At 72.3% G+C, this 17,092-nt stretch carries 15 protein-coding genes; 6 read left to right on the top strand and 9 right to left on the bottom strand.

The features are described 5' to 3' along the window. Window positions 1-36: 36 nt before the first annotated feature. Together ACQB60_RS09465 and ACQB60_RS09470 are read left to right on the top strand one after the other, a co-directional pair. Window positions 37-936 (top strand): LysR family transcriptional regulator, encoded by a 900-nt coding sequence (locus ACQB60_RS09465; protein WP_496925385.1) that lies wholly within the window; start codon window positions 37-39, stop codon window positions 934-936. A 259-nt stretch (window positions 937-1,195) separates the two neighbouring features. Then, window positions 1,196-1,612: a hypothetical protein gene (locus ACQB60_RS09470; RefSeq protein WP_496925386.1), complete on the top strand. Its 417-nt coding sequence runs from the start codon at window positions 1,196-1,198 to the stop codon at window positions 1,610-1,612. 21 nt (window positions 1,613-1,633) lie between these two features. Here ACQB60_RS09470 and ACQB60_RS09475 read toward each other — a convergent pair whose 3' ends face one another. The 8 genes from ACQB60_RS09475 to ACQB60_RS09510 form a co-directional block, all read right to left on the bottom strand. After that, the gene (locus tag ACQB60_RS09475; RefSeq protein WP_496925387.1) at window positions 1,634-2,416 is read right to left on the bottom strand and encodes a hypothetical protein; all 783 of its coding nucleotides are present in this window, start codon (window positions 2,414-2,416) and stop codon (window positions 1,634-1,636) included. Window positions 2,417-2,557: 141 nt separating this feature from the next. Next, entirely contained in the window at window positions 2,558-3,067 is a 510-nt protein-coding gene (locus ACQB60_RS09480) for a methylated-DNA--[protein]-cysteine S-methyltransferase (protein WP_496925388.1), read from the bottom strand. Between the two features lie 13 nt (window positions 3,068-3,080). Then, window positions 3,081-4,580: a DNA-3-methyladenine glycosylase 2 family protein gene (locus ACQB60_RS09485; protein ID WP_496925660.1), complete on the bottom strand. Its 1,500-nt coding sequence runs from the start codon at window positions 4,578-4,580 to the stop codon at window positions 3,081-3,083. 199 nt (window positions 4,581-4,779) lie between these two features. Next, the gene (locus tag ACQB60_RS09490; RefSeq protein ID WP_496925389.1) at window positions 4,780-5,382 is read right to left on the bottom strand and encodes an O-acetyl-ADP-ribose deacetylase; all 603 of its coding nucleotides are present in this window, start codon (window positions 5,380-5,382) and stop codon (window positions 4,780-4,782) included. Continuing rightward, a complete protein-coding gene (locus ACQB60_RS09495) occupies window positions 5,379-6,791 on the bottom strand; it encodes a phytoene desaturase family protein (RefSeq protein ID WP_496925390.1) in 1,413 nt (470 codons plus the stop codon). The genes ACQB60_RS09490 and ACQB60_RS09495 overlap by 4 nt, the downstream gene beginning before the upstream one ends. Before the next feature lie 126 nt (window positions 6,792-6,917). Then, window positions 6,918-7,769 carry an inositol monophosphatase family protein gene (locus tag ACQB60_RS09500; protein WP_496925391.1) on the bottom strand — a complete coding sequence of 284 codons (852 nt, stop codon included), beginning with the start codon at window positions 7,767-7,769 and terminating at the stop codon, window positions 6,918-6,920. A 209-nt stretch (window positions 7,770-7,978) separates the two neighbouring features. Beyond that, on the bottom strand, window positions 7,979-9,811 hold the full coding sequence (locus tag ACQB60_RS09505) for a gamma-glutamyltransferase family protein (RefSeq protein ID WP_496925392.1): 1,833 nt from the start codon (window positions 9,809-9,811) through the stop codon (window positions 7,979-7,981). A 21-nt stretch (window positions 9,812-9,832) separates the two neighbouring features. Next, the gene (locus ACQB60_RS09510) at window positions 9,833-10,927 is read right to left on the bottom strand and encodes an acyltransferase family protein (protein ID WP_496925393.1); all 1,095 of its coding nucleotides are present in this window, start codon (window positions 10,925-10,927) and stop codon (window positions 9,833-9,835) included. A 131-nt stretch (window positions 10,928-11,058) separates the two neighbouring features. Between ACQB60_RS09510 and ACQB60_RS09515 the strand changes: the two genes are divergently transcribed. Further along, entirely contained in the window at window positions 11,059-12,033 is a 975-nt protein-coding gene (locus ACQB60_RS09515; RefSeq protein ID WP_496925394.1) for an SGNH/GDSL hydrolase family protein, read from the top strand. Window position 12,034: 1 nt separating this feature from the next. Here ACQB60_RS09515 and ACQB60_RS09520 read toward each other — a convergent pair whose 3' ends face one another. Then, window positions 12,035-12,757: a M15 family metallopeptidase gene (locus ACQB60_RS09520; protein WP_496925395.1), complete on the bottom strand. Its 723-nt coding sequence runs from the start codon at window positions 12,755-12,757 to the stop codon at window positions 12,035-12,037. Between the two features lie 214 nt (window positions 12,758-12,971). Between ACQB60_RS09520 and ACQB60_RS09525 the strand changes: the two genes are divergently transcribed. The 3 genes from ACQB60_RS09525 (at window position 12,972) to ACQB60_RS09535 (ending at window position 16,961) form a co-directional block, all read left to right on the top strand. Beyond that, window positions 12,972-13,142 (top strand): hypothetical protein, encoded by a 171-nt coding sequence (locus ACQB60_RS09525; protein ID WP_496925396.1) that lies wholly within the window; start codon window positions 12,972-12,974, stop codon window positions 13,140-13,142. A 478-nt stretch (window positions 13,143-13,620) separates the two neighbouring features. Next, on the top strand, window positions 13,621-13,833 hold the full coding sequence (locus ACQB60_RS09530) for a hypothetical protein (RefSeq protein ID WP_496925397.1): 213 nt from the start codon (window positions 13,621-13,623) through the stop codon (window positions 13,831-13,833). Window positions 13,834-13,937: 104 nt separating this feature from the next. Further along, the gene (locus tag ACQB60_RS09535; protein ID WP_496925398.1) at window positions 13,938-16,961 is read left to right on the top strand and encodes a helix-turn-helix transcriptional regulator; all 3,024 of its coding nucleotides are present in this window, start codon (window positions 13,938-13,940) and stop codon (window positions 16,959-16,961) included. Window positions 16,962-17,092 lie beyond the last annotated feature (131 nt).

Consider the following 17,092-nt stretch of genomic DNA (forward strand, 5'->3'; position numbering starts at 1 on the left):
AGTACCTGCCTACTGGATACGCATTAAGGAAAACTGTTGATTGATGTGCAGCGGCTGCGGGTTCTGCGGACGGTGGCGGAACACGGCAGCTTCAACCGGGCGGCGCAGGCCCTCCACCTCACGCCCTCGGCCGTGTCCCAGCACATCGCCGCCCTCGAACGCAGCCTCGGCGCCCGGGTCATGGCGCGCAGCACGCGCGGGGTGACCCTCACCGCGGCGGGAAGGATCATGGTGGGCGCGGCCGAGTCGGTCGCCGCGGAGCTCGCGCACGCGAAGCAGCGGGTGGACGGGCTCGGCACCGGTCGCACGTCGCTCACGGTCGCCACCTTCACCAGCGGCGGCAGGCTCCTGCTGCCCGGCGCGCTCGCCCGTCTCGTCGCGGCCCACCCGGACACCGTGGTCCACGTCCGGGAGAGCGAACCGGAGGAGAGCCTGCCGCTGGTCCGCCAGGGCGCCGTGGACGTGGCACTCGCCTACCACTTCGACGGCCCGCTGCCCGGCGGCCCGGGCTCGACATCGAGCCTCACATGGACGGCACTCAGGGACGACCCACTGCACGTCGTCCTGCCCGAGGCCCACCCCCTGGCCGGCCGCGCGGCGCTCGACATCACCGAACTGGCCGCCGAGCCCTGGGTGTTGGGCTGCCTGAAGACGGAGGCGTTCCTGCGGCGCTACGCCGAGCGCGCGGGCTTCGCCCCGGACGTGCGCGGCTCGACGACCGACTACTTCTTCGCCCGCTCACTGGTCGCCGCGGGCATGGGCATCTCCCTGATCCCCACCATCGCCCTGGCCCCGGCCCTGCCGGGCCTGCGCACCGTCCCGATCACCCCGCCGACCCCGACCCGCCACATCGGCGCCGCCTCGATCCGGGACCGCGACCACGCTCCCCTCACGACGCTGATCGAGGCGCTCGGGGAGCAGGCCGCGGCCGTGTGAGGACCTGGCATGGAGGACGGTCCATTCTCAGGGTGGGCGTGATGGCACCTCGCGAGTATCTTCCTGGGATCAGGCAGCGGGCGACCGGGGGGATCCGATGTTTCGATCACGTGCGGACCGCATTTGGGATTGGGACCCGGAGATCAAAAAGGAGTTCCGAGAGTGCCAGAACCTCATGAAAAGGACCTTGGTCGTCGGATATCGGCGCTCTCGCTTTCTCGGCCGGTCGTCCACCGTCTGGTTTCGCATCTTCGGCGTCGTGGAGGTCGTCCTCGGCGTGACGTTCCCGCTCCTCTTCGTCTATCAACTGACCAGCGGGAACGAGCCGTTACAGGCCACGCTGAGTGTGCTCATCGCCGTGTCGGCCGCATTGGGCCAGTTCTTCGGCTGGCGCCAGGGCAGCGGCGAATACAGGGCACAGAACATCCTCCTGGGAGCTGTCATCGGGGAATGGGAGATCGAGCTGATCGGCCTGATCGTCCGCAACCCTGCGGACAAGAAGGAGCAAGCACTGGCCAAGACGGGCGAGGCCCTGCGGAAGCTGTTCGAGGCCCTCGATCGCGAGCACCACGCCTTCTTCGGCGCCAGCCAGACCCCGAGTGAGATCCTGGACGAGGTCAACAGGCGCCAGACGAGGGCTCGCAACCAGGCCGACGACGGAACGAATCAGGGCTGAGGTCAGAGCTGGCGAGCGCGTTCAGTATTTGCTGATGCAGTAGAGCTCGACGCCTTTCTTGCCGTCGATCTGCCCCTTGAGGTACTTGGCGTTCCGGGCATTCACTACCCATTTCACCGAGCGCATTTCCGTGGGCGTCCAGCGCACCGTGACGAGATATCCCTGAGAGCCACCGAAGGCGTGCGTCCGCACCTTCGAACCGCGCTTCAGCGACTTGAACTTGTGCTCCATGCTGCCGATACCGGAGTCTTCGATCATGACGGTCTTCCCTGCGGGGCAGCGCTTGACGCCGGACCTCTTCGCGTTGACCTTTCCTGGCTTGGCCCCGACGCGCCAGCCGTTCTTGCTGCAGTAGGCGTACGCCTTCGACAGGTTCTTCGGCTTCTTCCCCACTCCGTAGATGGACGTCACCTTCCACTTCACGCTCTTGCGCCAGGTGGGGATGGTGCGCACCGAGATGCCGTCAGGAGTGTGCGCCCACTTCCTGGACACCAGCCTCCCGCCTGCCGGTTTCCATGAGACGCGGGTCCTGCCGACGGCCGCGTCCCAGAGCCAGACGGTCTTGCCCTTCCCGCACTTCTTCACACCCGAACGCGAGTGGATTCCCTTCTTGCCCACACCCTTGCTGCCGACACCCTTGGCCGACGCCTCGCCGACCCCAGAAGCCGGGGCCTCCGCGGAGCGGGAGTTGACGCGGTGTTCGGGCGCGGCCTGGGCCGTCGACTCGAACGCGAGCGGCGTGATGGCCGCGGCTGCGGCGACCAGAGCACCGATCGGCACACCCACGCGGCGGGGGACTGGCATATACGCCTCCTGTTTTCCCTCTCGAACTTCACCGAATTCGAGCCACGCTAGGGGCGAGCGATGACCGGCCGCTATTGACCGAAGGGGCAACTACCGCGATGTGAATCCCCATTTGGGGCGAGATTTAGCGGTGATGTGCGCCTAGAAGAGCACCGCCTCGGGCGCCGGAGCCGCCGCTGCCCCGCCCTCGAACTCCAACAGCCGCTGCTTGCGGTCGAGTCCGCCGCCGTAGCCGGTGAGGCTGCCGTTCGCGCCGACCACGCGGTGGCAGGGGACGATGACGCCGATGGGGTTCTTGCCGTTGGCGAGGCCCACCGCGCGCGACGCGCCCGGCTTGCCCAGGGCCTCGGCCAGTTCGCCGTACGTGCGGGTCTCCCCGTACGGGATCTGCTGGAGCAGGCGCCACACGCTGCGCTGGAACGGGGTGCCGTCGAGCCGCAGCTCCAGGTCGAAGTGGGTCAACTCCCCCGCGAAGTAAGCCTCCAGCTGGCGGATGGTCTCCCCGAAGGGGGCCGGGTCGCGGTCGCCGAAGGTCTCCTCGGGCGGGCGGTGGCGCTGGTCGGTCATGTAGAGGCCGCTGAGCGTGCCGTCGGTGGCTACGAGCGTGAGGGGCCCGTAGGGGCTGTCCATCAGGGTGTGCTGACGATGCATGGCGTGATGTCCCTTACGCGGGGAGGTGGTTGATCGGGTGGTCGTCCGTCGCCCACAGGTACTGGACCGCGTACGCCCGCCACGGGCGCCAGGCCGCCGCGCGGGCGGTGAGCGCGGCCGGGGTGTGCGGGAGGCCCAACTCCTGTGCGGCGCGCCGCATTCCGAGGTCGGAGGGGAGGAACGCGTCCGGGTCGCCGAGTGCCCGCATCGCGATGACCTCGACCGTCCAGGGGCCGAAGCCGGGCAGTTCGGTGAGGCGGGCGCGGGCCTCGTCCCAGTCGCTCTCGACACCGAGGTTGAGGGAGCCGTCGACGAGGTGGCGCACGAGGGTCGTGAGGGTGGTGCGGCGGCTGCGCGGGAGCGCGAGGGTCTCGGGGTCGAGGGCGGCGAGCGACTCGGGGGACGGGAAGAGGTGAGTGAGGCCGCCCTCGGGATCGTCGATCCGCTCGCCGTGCGCTGTGACCAGGCGGGCGGCGTGCGTGCGGGCTGCGGCCGTGGAGACCTGCTGTCCGAGCACGGCGCGCACGGCGAACTCGGCCTCGTCCACGGTGCGCGGCACCCGCCGCCCCGGCGCCTTGTCGACGAGCGGCGCGAGCAGCTCGTCCCGGCGCAGCTGGCCGTCCACGGCGGCCGGGTCCGCGTCCAGGTCGAGCATGCGGCGGCAGCGGCTGATCGCGATGGTGAGGTCGCGCAGGTCGGTGAGGCTGAGGCGGCAGCCGATGTGGTCGGGGGCCGGTGTCAGGGCCACGATGCCGTGCCCGTACGGGAGCCGCAGGGTGCGCCGGTAGGCGCCGTCGCGCCACTCCTCCACGCCGGGCACGGCCGTGGCGACGAGGTGGCCGAAGAGGTTGTCGGGGTTGAGGGGCGTGCGGAACGGCAGCCGGAGGGTGAGCGCGCCGCCGTGTCCGGCGGGGGCCGTGCCAGGGCCGCCCTTCTGTGCGCGGGCGGCGCGGGCCGCGCGGGCCCGGAGCTCGCTCGGCGCGAGCGCGAACACCTCACGCACCGTGTCGTTGAACGTGCGGATCGAGGAGAAGCCCGCCGCGAAGGCGATCTCCGCCATCGGCAGCGGCGTCGTCTCGATGAGCAGCCGCGCGGTCTGGGCGCGCTGGGCCCGGGCCAGGGCGAGCGGGCCGGCGCCCAGCTCGGCGAGGAGCTGCCGCTCGACCTGGCGGGAGCTGTAGCCGAGGCGGGTGGCGAGTCCGGGGACGCCGTCACGGTCGACGACGCCGTCGCCGATGAGCCGCATGGCGCGGGCCACCAGGTCGGCGCGCTGGTTCCACTCGGGCGAGCCGGGGCTGCTGTCGGGGCGGCAGCGCTTGCAGGCCCGGAACCCGGCCTGCTGGCAGGCGGCCGCGCTCGGGTAGAACGTCATGTTCTCCGGCTTGGGCGGCACGACGGGGCAGCTGGGGCGGCAGTAGATGCGGGTGGTCAGGACGGCGGTGAAGAACCAGCCGTCGAAGCGGGCGTCCTTGGACTGCACGGCCCGCACGCACCGCTCGGCGTCGGTGTGGATGGCGCCGGCGGGAGCCGTGACGGGAGCGGCGAGGGGGGCCGCGGCAACCCGGCCGTCGGCAGGGGCTGCGGCGGTGTCCTTCGTGGTCGGCATCGGCGTCGGCTTCGGCATGGCTCAAGCATCGGACATCCCACGCCCACCTGGCTGGCGAGAATCCGACATCAACCTCGCGCTGCCTGGGCTGGGCCTGACCTCCCGCCTACGCCCGACCATCCCCCTCCTCCAGAGCCCGCTCGAACGCCCCGTACGCCGCCTCGTCGAAGAGCACGAACCGCACCTCCTCGACGGACGAGGCGACCCCGCCCGCCCCCGCGGCCTCCCGCACCGCCCCGACCGCGATGCGCGCCGCGTCGTCCAGCGGCCAGCGGTAGATCCCCGTGGAGATCGCCGGGAAGGCGACCGTACGGGCTCCCGCCTCGGCGGCCACCCGCAGCGACTCCCGGTAGCAGGAGGCGAGCAGCTCGGAACGGTCCTCGGAGCCGGAGTACACCGGCCCGACGGTGTGCACGACGTGCCCGGCGTCGAGCCGCCCGGTCGTGGTCGCGACCGCGCGGCCGGTGGGCAGGCCCTTCCCGAATGGGGTCTCCCCTGCTCGAACGGAGCTGAGAGCTTGGGGAAGCGCGGCACGGAGCCTGCGGCAGTCGGCCAGGATGTCCGGGCCGCCTTTGCGGTGAATGGCGCCGTCGACCCCGCCGCCGCCCAGGAGCGAGGAGTTGGCGGCGTTGACGATCACGTCGGCGGACTGCTGGGTGATGTCGCCCTGGACGAGGGTGATCCGCACCTCGTGCGCACGTCCCGTCATGACTCCTCCCGCAGCCGCCTCCAGACCGCCTTCGCCGCGTTGTGCCCCGACATTCCGTGGACGCCCGGCCCCGGCGGGGTCGCGGACGAGCAGAGGAAGATCGCCGGGTGCGGCGTCCGGTACGGGAACAGGGTGAGCCTGGGGCGCAGCATCAGCTGGAGTCCGCTCGCGGCGCCGCAGGCGATGTCGCCGCCGACATAGTTGGCGTTGCGCTCGGCGAGCTGGGGCGGGCCCGCGGTGGCCCGGGCCAGGACGCGGTCGCGGAACCCGGGTGCGAACCGCTCCAGTTGGCGCTCCACGGCGTCGGTGAGGTCGCCCTCCCAGCCGTTGGGCACATGGCCGTAGGCCCAGAAGACGTGCTTGCCCTCGGGGGCCCGCGTCGGGTCGACGACGCTCGGCTGGACGGTGATGAGGAACGGCGGATCGGGTGCCTTGCCCTCGCGGGATGCGGCGCGCAGTGCGGTGGCGATCTCGCGGCTGCTCGCGGCCACTTGGACGGTCCCGGCGGTGCGGGCCTCCTTCGCGGTCCAGGGCACGGGGCCGTCCAGGGCGTAGTCGATCTTGAAGACGCTGGCCCCGTAGCGGTATCCCTCATAGGCGCGGCCGAGGCCCGCGATCCGGGCGAGGGCGGTGGGCGAGGTGTCGAAGACGTACGCGCGGGCGGGCGGCAGGTCGTCGAGCCGCTTCACCTCGTAGTCCGTGTGGACGGCGCCGCCGAGGTCGCGGAGGTAGGCGGCGAGGGCGTCCGAGATCGACTGGGAGCCGCCGCGGGCGACGGGCCAGCCGCGGGCGTGCGCGGCCAGGGCGAAGACCATGCCGACGGCGCCGGTGGCGAGGCCGCCGAGCGGGGCGATGACGTGGGCGACGAGTCCGGAGAACAGGGCTCGCGCGCGGTCGTCGCGGAAGCGGCGCATCAGCCAGGTGGAGGGCGGCAGTCCGGCGAGGCCGAAGCGGGCGAGCGTCACCGGGTCGCGGGGCAGGGCGGTGAGCGGGAGCGTCATGAAGTCCCGCACCAGCGCGTCCCACTTGGGCACGAAGGGCTCGATCAGCCTGCGGTAGGCGCCCGCGTCGCGCGGCCCGAACGAGGCGGCGGTCTCGCCCACGGAGCGGGAGAGCACGGCCGCGCTGCCGTCGAGGAAGGGGTGCGCCATGGGGAGTTCGGCGTGCAGCCACTCCAGGCCGTACCGCTCCAGGGGCAGGGCGCGGAACGCCGGGGAGTTGATCCCGAGGGGGTGGGCCGCGGAGCACGGGTCGTGCCGGAAGCCGGGGAGGGTGAGCTCTTCGGTGCGCGCGCCGCCGCCGACCGTGGACCGCGCCTCGAAGACGGCGACGGAGTGGCCGCGGCGGGCCAGCTCGACGGCAGCGGTCAGCCCGTTCGGTCCCGCCCCCACGACGACGGCATCAAGCATGGACGGCACCTTCGGACTCCTTCGTCAGCCGGTGGCCTCTGCCGCCAGCATAGGCCGGGGCCCTGACAGCGCTTGCGGCGCGGGGCCCGCTGGGCGCGGGGACTCCCCCGGGCTCCCGAAGTGGAATCAGGCAGCCCCGCCCGTGAGCAGCCCGACGACGCGGTCGACCGTGGCGCGGTCGCGCGCGGCCGTGAAGGGAAGGGCGTTCCCGCCGGCTATGCGGAAGGGCTCTCCGGCGACCGTCAGGTTCGTGCCGCCCGCCTCGGCGACGAGGAGGAGGCCCGCGGCGTGATCCCACGCGTTCTCCCACGAGAAGGCGATGGCGTCCAACTCGCCCTTGGCGATGGCGAGATACTCCAGTCCGGCCGAGCCGCAGGGCCGCGGCCGCACCCCGTCCGTGCGCAGGCCGATGAGGGCCTGCTTCTGGTCGTCGGTGGTGAAGTCCGGGTGGGACGTGGCCACTTCGAGGGTCCGGCCGGGGGCGGGCGGGCCTGCCTGCAGCGGCGCGCCGTCCACCGTGGCGCCGTGACCGCGCACCGCCACGGCGCACGTGTCCAGGGCCGGGGCGAACGTCCACGACGCGAGGACCTCGCCGCGCAGGGCGAGCGCGACCAGGGTGCAGAAGCCGGGGTCGCCGTGGACGAACTGGCGGGTGCCGTCGACCGGGTCGACGATCCACACGGGTGCCTCGCCGCCGAGCGCGTCATATATCGCGGGGTCGGCGTGGACGGCCTCCTCACCGACGACGACGGAGCCGGGCAGCAGGGCCTTCAGCACCGGTGTGAGGTGCTCCTCGGCGCGGCGGTCGGCGACGGTCACCAGGTCGTGCGGGCCGTTCTTCTCCACCACCTCGTCCGCCGCGAGCTGGCGGAAGCGGGGCATGACCTCGGCTGCGACCGCCTTGCGGACGGCCTCCTCCACGTCGGTCAGGCCCCCGGCCAGCAGAAAGTCTTCGATCACTTCGGTCGCTTCGATCATGACTCCATGAGAGCACGCCCCTCTGACATTCCGTACGCCGCTGGTGTACGGAGGGTGGATTCCGCATGAATCCGGCGCTCCACCACCCTTGGCCCGGCGCTCCGCAACAGCCCGACGGGCCCCGTACGCCCAGCGGCCCAGCGACTCAGCGACTCAGCGACTCAGCGACTCAGCGACTCAGCGACTCAGCGACTCAGCGACTCAGCGACTCAGCGGCCGACCGCGTACCCCTGCATCCCCCGCGGATTCGCCCCCGCCGAGAGCACCCCGGTCCGCGGATCCCGCGCCACCGCGCACAGCCGCCCCTCCGACCACTCCTCCCCCACGGTCACGTCGTGCCCGCGCCGCCGCAGCTCCTCGACGACCTCCGGGTCCATGCGGGCCTCGACCGTGAGGCTGCCCGGCCGCATGCCGCGCGGGTGGAAGGAGCCGGGGAAGCTGTCGTTGTGCCAGTTCGGGGCGTCGATGGCGCCCTGCAGGTCGAGGCCGCCGCGCACCTGCGCACGGAGCGCGACCGCGAGGAAGAAGTGCACCTGCCACTGGTCCTGCTGGTCTCCGCCCGGCGTCCCGAAGGCCATGACGGGCACGCCGTCCCGCAGCGCGAGCGACGGGGTGAGCGTGGTGCGCGGACGGCGCCCCGGGGAGAGGGAGCCCGGCAGCCCCTCGTCCAGCCAGGCCATCTGGAGGCGGGTGCCGAGCGGGAAGCCGAGTTCGGGCACGACCGGGTTGGACTGGAGCCAGCCGCCGCTGGGCGTGGCCGCGACCATGTTGCCCCAGCGGTCCACGATGTCGAGGTGGCAGGTATCGCCCCGGGTGGCGCCCGAGCCGTCGACGGTCGGCTCCCCCGCGCCCGCGGTCCGCGCCGCGAGGGTGTCGGCGTCCAGCTCCCCGGAGGCCACCGCCCGGGCGTGGGCGGAGAGTCGGGGCTCCCGTCCGCCGGGGCTGCCCGGGCGCAGCTCGTACGAAGCCTTGGCGCCGATCAGTTCACGGCGCCCCGCGTTGTACGCCGCGGACAGGAGCGCGTCGACGGGCACGTCCGCCGCGTCCCCGTACCACGCCTCCCGGTCGGCCATCGCGAGCTTGCAGCCCTCGACGAGGAGGTGGACGTAGTCGGCGGACCCGTATGCCGGGAGCTCCTGCGGGAGCAGGGCGAGCTGCTGCAGGAAGGCGGGGCCCTGGCTCCAGCCGCCCGCCTTGCAGAGGGTCCAGCCGTTCCAGTCGTACGTCACCGGGTCCTCGTAGGTCGCCTGCCACCCGGCGAGGTCGGCGGCCGTGAGGGTGCCGGTGTGGCGGTGGCCGCTGGTGTCGAGGGTGGGGCGCCCGGCCTGCGCGACGAGGGCCTCGGCGATGAAGCCGGTGCGCCAGATCTCCCGGGCAGCGTCGATCTGCGCGGTGCGCGAGCCGGTGCCCGCCTCGGTGACGGCGCCCGCCTCCGCGAGGGTGGTGGCCTCGGCGATCAGCCGCCGCCAGGTGGCGGCGAGCGCGGGATTGCGCAGCAGCTCACCCGGCCGCGGAGCCGCACCGTCCACCAGATAGACGGCGGCCGAGGAAGGCCACTCGCTCTCGAACAGCTCCCGCACCGTCGCGACGGTCTCGCCGACGCGCTCCACGGGCGCGTGCCCGTCCTCGGCGTACCCGATGGCGTACTTCAGCACGTCGGCAAGGGACTTGGTGCCGTAGTCGCGCAGGAGCAGCATCCACGCGTCGAAGGCGCCGGGCACGGCGGCGGCGAGCGGCCCGGTGCCGGGGACCAGGTCGAGGCCGAGCGAACGGTAGTGCGCCACGGTGGCACCGGCCGGGGCCACGCCCTGCCCGCACACCACCCGCACCGGCCCGTCGGCGGGCCCGACGATGATCGGCACCTCGCCCGCGGGCCCGTTGAGGTGCGGCTCCACCACGTGCAGCACGAAGCCCGCGGCGACGGCGGCGTCATAGGCGTTGCCGCCGTCCTCCAGGACCGCCATCGCGGACTGCGAGGCGAGCCAGTGGGTGGAGGAGACCATGCCGAAGGTGCCCTGGAGCGTGGGTCGCGTGGTGAACATGGCCGCAGGCTAACCGCCGCGTCAACCGGTCTGCCGGGCGGGCCTCGTACGCTCGCCCGCCCCCTGACTCGCCCCCTGGCCCGCACCCTGACTCGCGTCCCCGCCCGCGTCCCGGCCCGCCCGCTGGAAGGCCCAGTCCATCCGCGGCTCCACCACCCATCTGAAGACGCGCCGCACGGGCGCGCTGCAGAGCAGGCTGATGCCGCCCACGGCGACGAGGGTCACGGCGACCTCACCGGCGGGGCTGTGCAGCCACGGGTGGTCGTACCAGTCCCAGAACCGCGCGGACTTGATGAGGAAGCCGTGCAGCAGATACGCGTACAGGGTCCCGGTGCCCAGCGTGCTGAACCACGTGTGGCGCCCCGGCACCCAGGCGAGGAAGCAGGCGCTGAGCATGAGGGCGAGCGCGAACAGCGCGGGCGTGGTGAACAGGGCCGCCCACCGCGGCGCGCCTTGGCCGACGATGCTGCCGCGGTGGTACAGCCAGCCGGCGTCGAACCACGGTGCGGCCCAGTAGGCGGCGAGGAGGGCGGCGAGCACGACGGGCAGCGCGGCGATCCGTACCCGCCGGGTGCGCAGCCGCTCGAAGTGCTCGGCGCGCAGGGTGAGTCCGAGGACGAAGAACGGCAGGAACGCCACGACCCGGTGCAGCGCCAGGTCCCCGCCCGCGTCGGGCATGGCCGCCATCGCCACGGCGCACGCGAGCGCGACGGGCACGGGATGCCTCAGCAGCAGCCAGATGGGGGTGGTGACCCGCCAGATGAACAGCGCGAGCAGGAACCACATGACGTACCAGGGGTCGAGCAGGCTGATCGGATACCCCGGATCGTCCTGCGCCCACCGGTAGAAGAGCGTGTACGCGACCTCGAAGACCACGTACGGCACGGCGACGGAGGTCACCAGGCGTCTGAGCCGCCCCGGCCCCATGTCGAAACTGCGCGAGAAGTACCCGGAGATGAGGGCGAAGGCGGGCATGTGGAACGCGTACACCGTGAGGTAGAGCGCGGTGGTGGCCCGGCTCCCGTAGGTCAGCGGCTCCCAGGCGTGCCCGCACGCCACCAGGACGATGGTCAGGAACTTCACGTTGTCGAAGTAGGGGTCGCGGCGTGCTCCCATGAATCCCCGTTGTCTCCCTTCGTGCCCTACGACTCGCCTGACCCGGGCCCCTGCCCAAGAAGGCACTTCTCATTCCGCCCCGGCTGTGCTTGCCTGAGTGGCCGTTTCGCTCGCCGGGGCAGGAGTCGCTCATGCGCAAGCAGTGGATCACCGGGGTGTACGGGGTGCCGTGCACCGTCGCCGTCTTAGTGCTCGGGTTGCTGCTCGGCGGCTGCGGGGACCCGTCGTCGGGGACGGAGGCGGCGCCACCGCCGACGGCCACTGGCAGCGACGACGGATCGAAGCCCCCGTCGTCGACCTCGCGGGAGAGGCCGGCACCGTCGCAGCCGGCGAACAAGGCGACGAACGGAGCACCCGGCACAGGAAGGGCGCCCACGGTCCTCTACCTCGGCGACTCACTCGCGATGGAGAACCAGAAGGTCCTCGGCGGCCTCCTCAAGACCCAACTCAACGCCCGCTACACGAGTGCTCCCTATTCCGGCACGACACTCTGCGACTACTTGACGGGCACGGGCGCGAAGTCTCTCGTACCGGACGGCGACAAGGCGGCGACACTGGTCCGCAAGCTGCACCCGGACGTCGTGGTCCTCCAGTTCTGGGGCAACGCGTGGGGCTACACGCCGTGCATGGACGGCATCACGTACGACAAGGACAAGGCCACGTATCTGGCGCGGTACGCGGCGGACGCGAAGAAGCTGAGCACGCAGATATCCGAGGCGGGGGCAGGAGCGGGACGGCCGAAGGTGATGTGGGTGCTGCAGGGCCCGGACGCCATGACGCCCGACCGCGTACGCCAGGTCAACGACGTCTATCGCGGGCGGGCGTCGTCCTCCGGTGACCTGCTCGCCGACGCGGGCAGGGCCGTGAGCCCGGCGTCCGGGCGCTACACCTGGACCGAGACGCTCCCCTGCACGGCGTACGAGCGCGCCCATCCCGTGTACTGCACGAAGCCGTCGCAGAACCTCACGGAACTGCACCGCGGCGACGACATCCTCCACTTCTGTCTGGCGCCCACGACGCCCAAGTCCCGCCCGTGTCCGGCGCGTTCGCCGGGGGTGCTGAGGATGGCGCGGGCGATCACGGAGGCGGTGGCGAAAGCTTCCTAGGTCACCGCCCGTTGGCGGAGAAGTGCTGGTAGTCGGGGTTGGCCCACCGCCCGCCCCAGAGCCACCCCACTTTCCGCATGGCCGTCCACACGACATCACCGCGCCGGATCATCCCCTTCACGGGGCGGCTGCGATCGAGGTAGCGCGCACCGGCCGCGGGGTGGACGCGCCCGTTGACGTCGACATAGGGATTCTCGACGGTGTTGATGTCGAGGGCGTCTCCATAGGAATGCTGGGAGAGCTTGCCCGGATCGCCGGTCACCTGACGGCAGTTGAAGGCGGAGGTGTTGTCGTCGGCCATGGCCGCCGGGTCACTTCCCCGATAGGCGGCCATGGGGCGCATGCGCCGGATCGGGAACTTCGCGTCGAACGCCTTCTTGAACACGTACAGCACGGGCTTCACGGCCCGGTCCCGGACGACCAGCTCACCGGAGTGGACGCGCCCGTCGAACCCCCAGTGATTCATCCGGATCAACCGCAGCCGCCCCGGCACCACGGGGCAGCCCGGGTGGTACGTGACGCCGAGCGCGCCGCGGGGCACGGCGGTGACGACGGCGGCGAGACCGGGGACGGGAGCGGAGTCGGAGCCCGAGCCGAAGCCGGGGCTGGAGCCGGAGTCGGCGGGCACGCGGGAGGGCGACTGTGCCACGGCGTCGGCGGGCGCGAGGGAGAGGCAGAGCCCCAGAACGAGAGAGGGAATTGCACCCTTAAGTCCGTTATGCACCCGCTCACGCTAAGTGCCTCTCCACCGAATTCGCGGCATTCACGCTCACCGACCCAGCGAGTTCCAGCCCTGCCCCGGCGCGGCGGAGACGACCAGGGCCGGCACGTTGAGGAGATCAGGGCCATCCACTGCCCCACTGCGCCTGCCGCTTGGGCAGAGGTGCCGGGTCGACCCTCAGAACTGCTGTCCGTAAGGTGTTTGCCAAGGGGGCGGCATGCTTGATCAGGACTGGGACGACGACACCGACTATCGCCGGGCCGTCGGGCGCACCCGGATCATGGTCGTCGTCTCATTGCTCTGCTCGTTCCTGGTCGTCGGACTCGTGGCCACCGCCCTCTTCGGTGTCGGCTTCTTCCTTGATCTCGTGGACGCCCTCAGCCGGTAGCCCAGTGAGCCCCTTGGCACTCCCAACGTGAAGGCCACCGGTCCGGCGTGCGGTCAGGGCTGGTCCAGGGCCGCGAAGCCGGTCTCCTCGTGCTTCTCGGTCACGGACGGCTTGAAGCCCGCATCGGCGTCGTCGAGCGAGACCTTCCGGGACTTCGGCAGGTGAGGAGTCATCGTGGTCGGTGCTCTCGCGCTGGGAGGGGCGGGCGCCTCGTGAGAGGCAACCATCCGAAGCCAGGCAAGGAGCATCAGGGCCACCTATGAGCGAAGGCCGCATCATGAGCGCGTCACGGGCTCTTGGTGAGGCACGTACGGCCTGGTGGCCCGGTAAGGCACGTACGGCCCGGTAAGGCACCTGCGCCCCACGCCTAAGGAACCCCGCGTGCCGCTGGATGCGCACGCCTCCCGATGTGGCGGCCCCGCCTTGGGGACCACGCTGGAAGCACCACAAGACGCCAGCTCGTCCCAAGGAGACCGCCGTGATGCACCACGAATTCCAGGCCGCCCGCCGGGCCGCGTCCCTCTCCCGTACCGCGCGGCGGCGCCTGGTCCGCGAGGCCGAGAAGGCCCAGCGAGCCGCGAAGGCGGCCCGTATCGCCGCCGACGGCACCGCCTCGGGTGTCGGCGGCCGTGAGCACCGCGTCCGCGCCGGGGCGAGGAAGCGGAAGGGCATCGCATGGCCCGCCCTCTAGCCACCAGAGCCGCAGCCCCGGCCGCTCCGGCCACACCAGCCACACCGGCCGCCCCCACCAGCACCGAAGCCGAAGACCCTGTCCCTGACCTCCTACGACATGCGATGCTCGGCGTCGTGCTCAGCAGTCACATAAGCCCCGTCTTCGTCGGCCGCAGCGCCGAACTCACCGCCCTCAGCGAGGATCTCGCCCGGGCGGACACCGGAGAGCCCCGCGCCCTCTTCGTGGGCGGCGAGGCCGGGGTCGGCAAGACCCGGCTGGTGCAGGAGTTTCTGCGCAGGGCCGAGGCGGACGGGGCCGTCGTCGCCGTGGGGGGCTGCGTCGAGACCGGGGCCGACGCCCTGCCGTACCACCCCGTCTCCACCGCCCTGCGCTCCCTGCGCCGCAAGCTCGGCGCGGAGCTCGACGCCGCCGTCGCCGGACAGGAGGGCGAGCTCGCCCGACTGCTGCCCGAGCTCGGCGAGATGGACCGGGGGCGCCCGGAATCCGACGGCCGTGCGCGGCTGTTCGAACTCACCGCCCGGCTCCTGGAGCGCCTCACCGAGGACCGGACCCTCGTCCTGGTCCTCGAAGACCTGCACTGGGCCGATCGGTCCACCCGCGAACTGCTCAGCTATCTGCTCCGCGCCCTCACCGACAGCCGTCTCCTCATCGTCGCCACCTACCGCGCCGACGACCTGCACCGCCGCCACCCGCTGCGCCCCGCCCTCGCCGAGTACGAGCGGCTGCGCACCGTCACCCGCCTCGAACTGCTCCGCTTCGACCGCGCCGAGGTCCGCCGCCAGCTCGCCGCCATCCGCGGTGAGGCACCGGACGAGCAGGTCGTCGACCGGGTCTTCGCGCGCTCCGAGGGCAACGCGTTCTTCGTCGAGGAGCTGGCCTGCAGCATCCTCGAAGGCTCCCGCAGCATCCTCGACGGCTCCCCTGCCGGGATCAGCGACTCCCTGCGCGACCTGCTGCTCGTCCGGGTCGAGGCGCTGCCGGACGAGGTGCAGCGGGTGGTGCGGATCGCCGCCCAGGGCGGTTCCGAGGTGGAGTTCAGGCTCCTTGCCGTCGTCACCGGGCTCGGCGAGGACGAGCTGATCGAGGCTCTGCGTACCGCAGTGAGTGCCGCTGTTCTGCTGCCCGGCGAGGAGGGTGAGTCGTTCCGCTTCCGGCACGCCCTGACGCGCGAGGCCGTGGCCGAGGACCTGCTGCCCGGCGAGCGCTCCCGGCTCAGCCGCCGCTATGCCGAGGCGCTGGAGGCCGACCCCACGCTCGTACGGGCCGAGGAGCGGGCCGGTCGCCTGGCCGGCTTCTGGTTCGGCGCCCGGGTTCCCGACAAGGCGCTGCCCGCCGTGCTCGCCGCTGCGGCCGCGGCCCGCCGCCGGCACGCGTTCGCCGAGCAGCACCAACTCCTCGAGCGCGCGCTGGAGTTGTGGGACGACACCCCCGAGGAGCTGCGCCGCCGGGCGATGCGGCAAGGCGTCGACGACGGCCTGTGCCTGGACATCTGCCCGGACATGCCGGGGGACTTCGCGGACCTGCTCGCAGCGGTCACCGTCGCCGCGCGGCTCGCGGGAGAGCGGGAGCGGGCGCTCGCCATCTCCAAGCGCGCGCTCCGCCTGCTCGAAGGCGATCCGCTGCGGGCGGCCTGGCTGTGGGTCGAGCGCTATCAGCTGGTGCGCGAACTCGCCCGCTCCGACGGCTGGGACGAGATCAACCGGGCCCAGACGCTGCTGAAGGACCTGCCGCCGTCCGTCGCCCACGCCGAAGTGCTGACGCGTGCGGCGCACTGGTACATCGTGCACCAGCCGGGGCCGACGGTGATGGAGACCGCACAACAGGCGGTGGAGCTCTGCCGGGTGACGGGCGCGGAGATCACCGGCCTGACCGCGCGGCTCACCCTGGCCTGGCTCACGATCCACTCCGGCGCCGTGGAGGCAGGGCTCGCACAGGCCCGTGCCGTGCTCGACCGGGAACTGGAGCCGGGCAACGCCAACGTCCTGCTGCGCGGCTACGGCAACCTGGCCACGGCGCTGCACGGACTCGGCCGCTATGCCGAGGCCGTCGAGACCGCCGAGCGGGGCAGCAGCCTCGCCGACCGTCACGGGCTGCCGGACACGGCCTCGTACATCGACGCCAACCTCGCCGACTCCCTCATCCAGTACGGCCGTTGGGCCACCGCCGACGAGGTGGCCGAGCGGGCCCTCGGCCGCCGCGCGGTGAGCGTCCGCATGCGGGCGCTGGTCGCCGAACGGCAGGCCGAACTGGCCGTGGCCCGGGGCGCGTACGACGACGCCCGGCGCCACTTGAAGGACTCCGAGGACAGCACCACCGGCCCTTACCCGGAGCCGCAGCACACCCTGGCCGTGGGCCGCTTGGCCATCGCGCTCGCGGCCGCCGACGGGCGGATCCTCGACGTCCGCTCACTGCTGGAGTCGGCCGTCGGCGAGGCCATCCCGCCCGGCCACCAGCGCTACGGCTGGCCGCTGCTGTACGAGGCCGCGGCGGCGGAGGCGCGGGCCCGCGGGCTCGCGGTGGCCGCTCCGGGGCGCGCGGCGGCGGTGACGCGGATCCGCGAGGCGATGAAGGGCCAGCCCCAGTTCGCCCCGGTGTGGGCCGCGCAGGCCCTGATGACCGAGGCCGAACTCCGCACCGCCGAGGGCGCCGACGCCACCGCCCACTGGACGCGGGCCGTCGCCGCCGCCGAACAGCTGGAGGCCCCCGCGCTGCTGGCCACCGCCCGGTCGCGGCTCGCGGAGGCCCTGATCACCCAGGGCGGCGACGGGTCCCGCACGGCCGCGGGCGAGTTGCTGCGGCAGGCCGAGGCGGTGGCGCGCGAACTGGGCGCGGAGCCACTCGCGATGGAGATCACCACGCTGGCCGGGCGGGCCCGGATCCCGCTGCGGCAGACCGAGGGGGAGGAACCCCCGGCGCCCGCGGCGGAGCTGGGGCTGACCGCCCGGGAGCGGGACGTGCTGCGCCTGGTCGCGGCCGGACGCAGCAACCGCCAGATCGCGGAGGAACTGTTCATCTCGCCGAAGACGGTGAGCGTGCACGTGTCCAACATCCTGGCCAAGGTGGGCGCTTCGGGGCGGGGGGAGGCCGCGGCCATCGCGCATCGGCTGGGGGTCTTCGACGCGTGACGCTTCGGGTGGTGCACACGGGTGTTGAAGTGGTGCACACGGGTGTTGAAGAGGTCACAGCATAGATCGTTTACGGTCAGGGCAGCCTCAGTAGGTCAGTTGAGCGGTGAACCAAACACACGTTCGCACGC

This window comes from Streptomyces odontotermitis (assembly GCF_050510915.1).
Classification (GTDB): domain Bacteria; phylum Actinomycetota; class Actinomycetes; order Streptomycetales; family Streptomycetaceae; genus Streptomyces.

Bases quoted from the DNA above. Each gene is read 5' to 3' on its own strand.
- ACQB60_RS09480 (WP_496925388.1), bottom strand. From the start codon at position 3,067: ATGCATCGTCAGCACACCCTGATGGACAGCCCCTACGGGCCCCTCACG.
- ACQB60_RS09495 (WP_496925390.1), bottom strand. From the start codon at position 6,791: ATGCTTGATGCCGTCGTCGTGGGGGCGGGACCGAACGGGCTGACCGCT.
- ACQB60_RS09535 (WP_496925398.1), top strand. From the start codon at position 13,938: ATGCTCGGCGTCGTGCTCAGCAGTCACATAAGCCCCGTCTTCGTCGGC.
- ACQB60_RS09475 (WP_496925387.1), bottom strand. From the start codon at position 2,416: ATGCCAGTCCCCCGCCGCGTGGGTGTGCCGATCGGTGCTCTGGTCGCC.
- ACQB60_RS09505 (WP_496925392.1), bottom strand. From the start codon at position 9,811: ATGTTCACCACGCGACCCACGCTCCAGGGCACCTTCGGCATGGTCTCC.
- ACQB60_RS09500 (WP_496925391.1), bottom strand. From the start codon at position 7,769: ATGATCGAAGCGACCGAAGTGATCGAAGACTTTCTGCTGGCCGGGGGC.
- ACQB60_RS09525 (WP_496925396.1), top strand. From the start codon at position 12,972: ATGCTTGATCAGGACTGGGACGACGACACCGACTATCGCCGGGCCGTC.
- ACQB60_RS09515 (WP_496925394.1), top strand. From the start codon at position 11,059: ATGCGCAAGCAGTGGATCACCGGGGTGTACGGGGTGCCGTGCACCGTC.
- ACQB60_RS09490 (WP_496925389.1), bottom strand. From the start codon at position 5,382: ATGACGGGACGTGCGCACGAGGTGCGGATCACCCTCGTCCAGGGCGAC.
- ACQB60_RS09510 (WP_496925393.1), bottom strand. From the start codon at position 10,927: ATGGGAGCACGCCGCGACCCCTACTTCGACAACGTGAAGTTCCTGACC.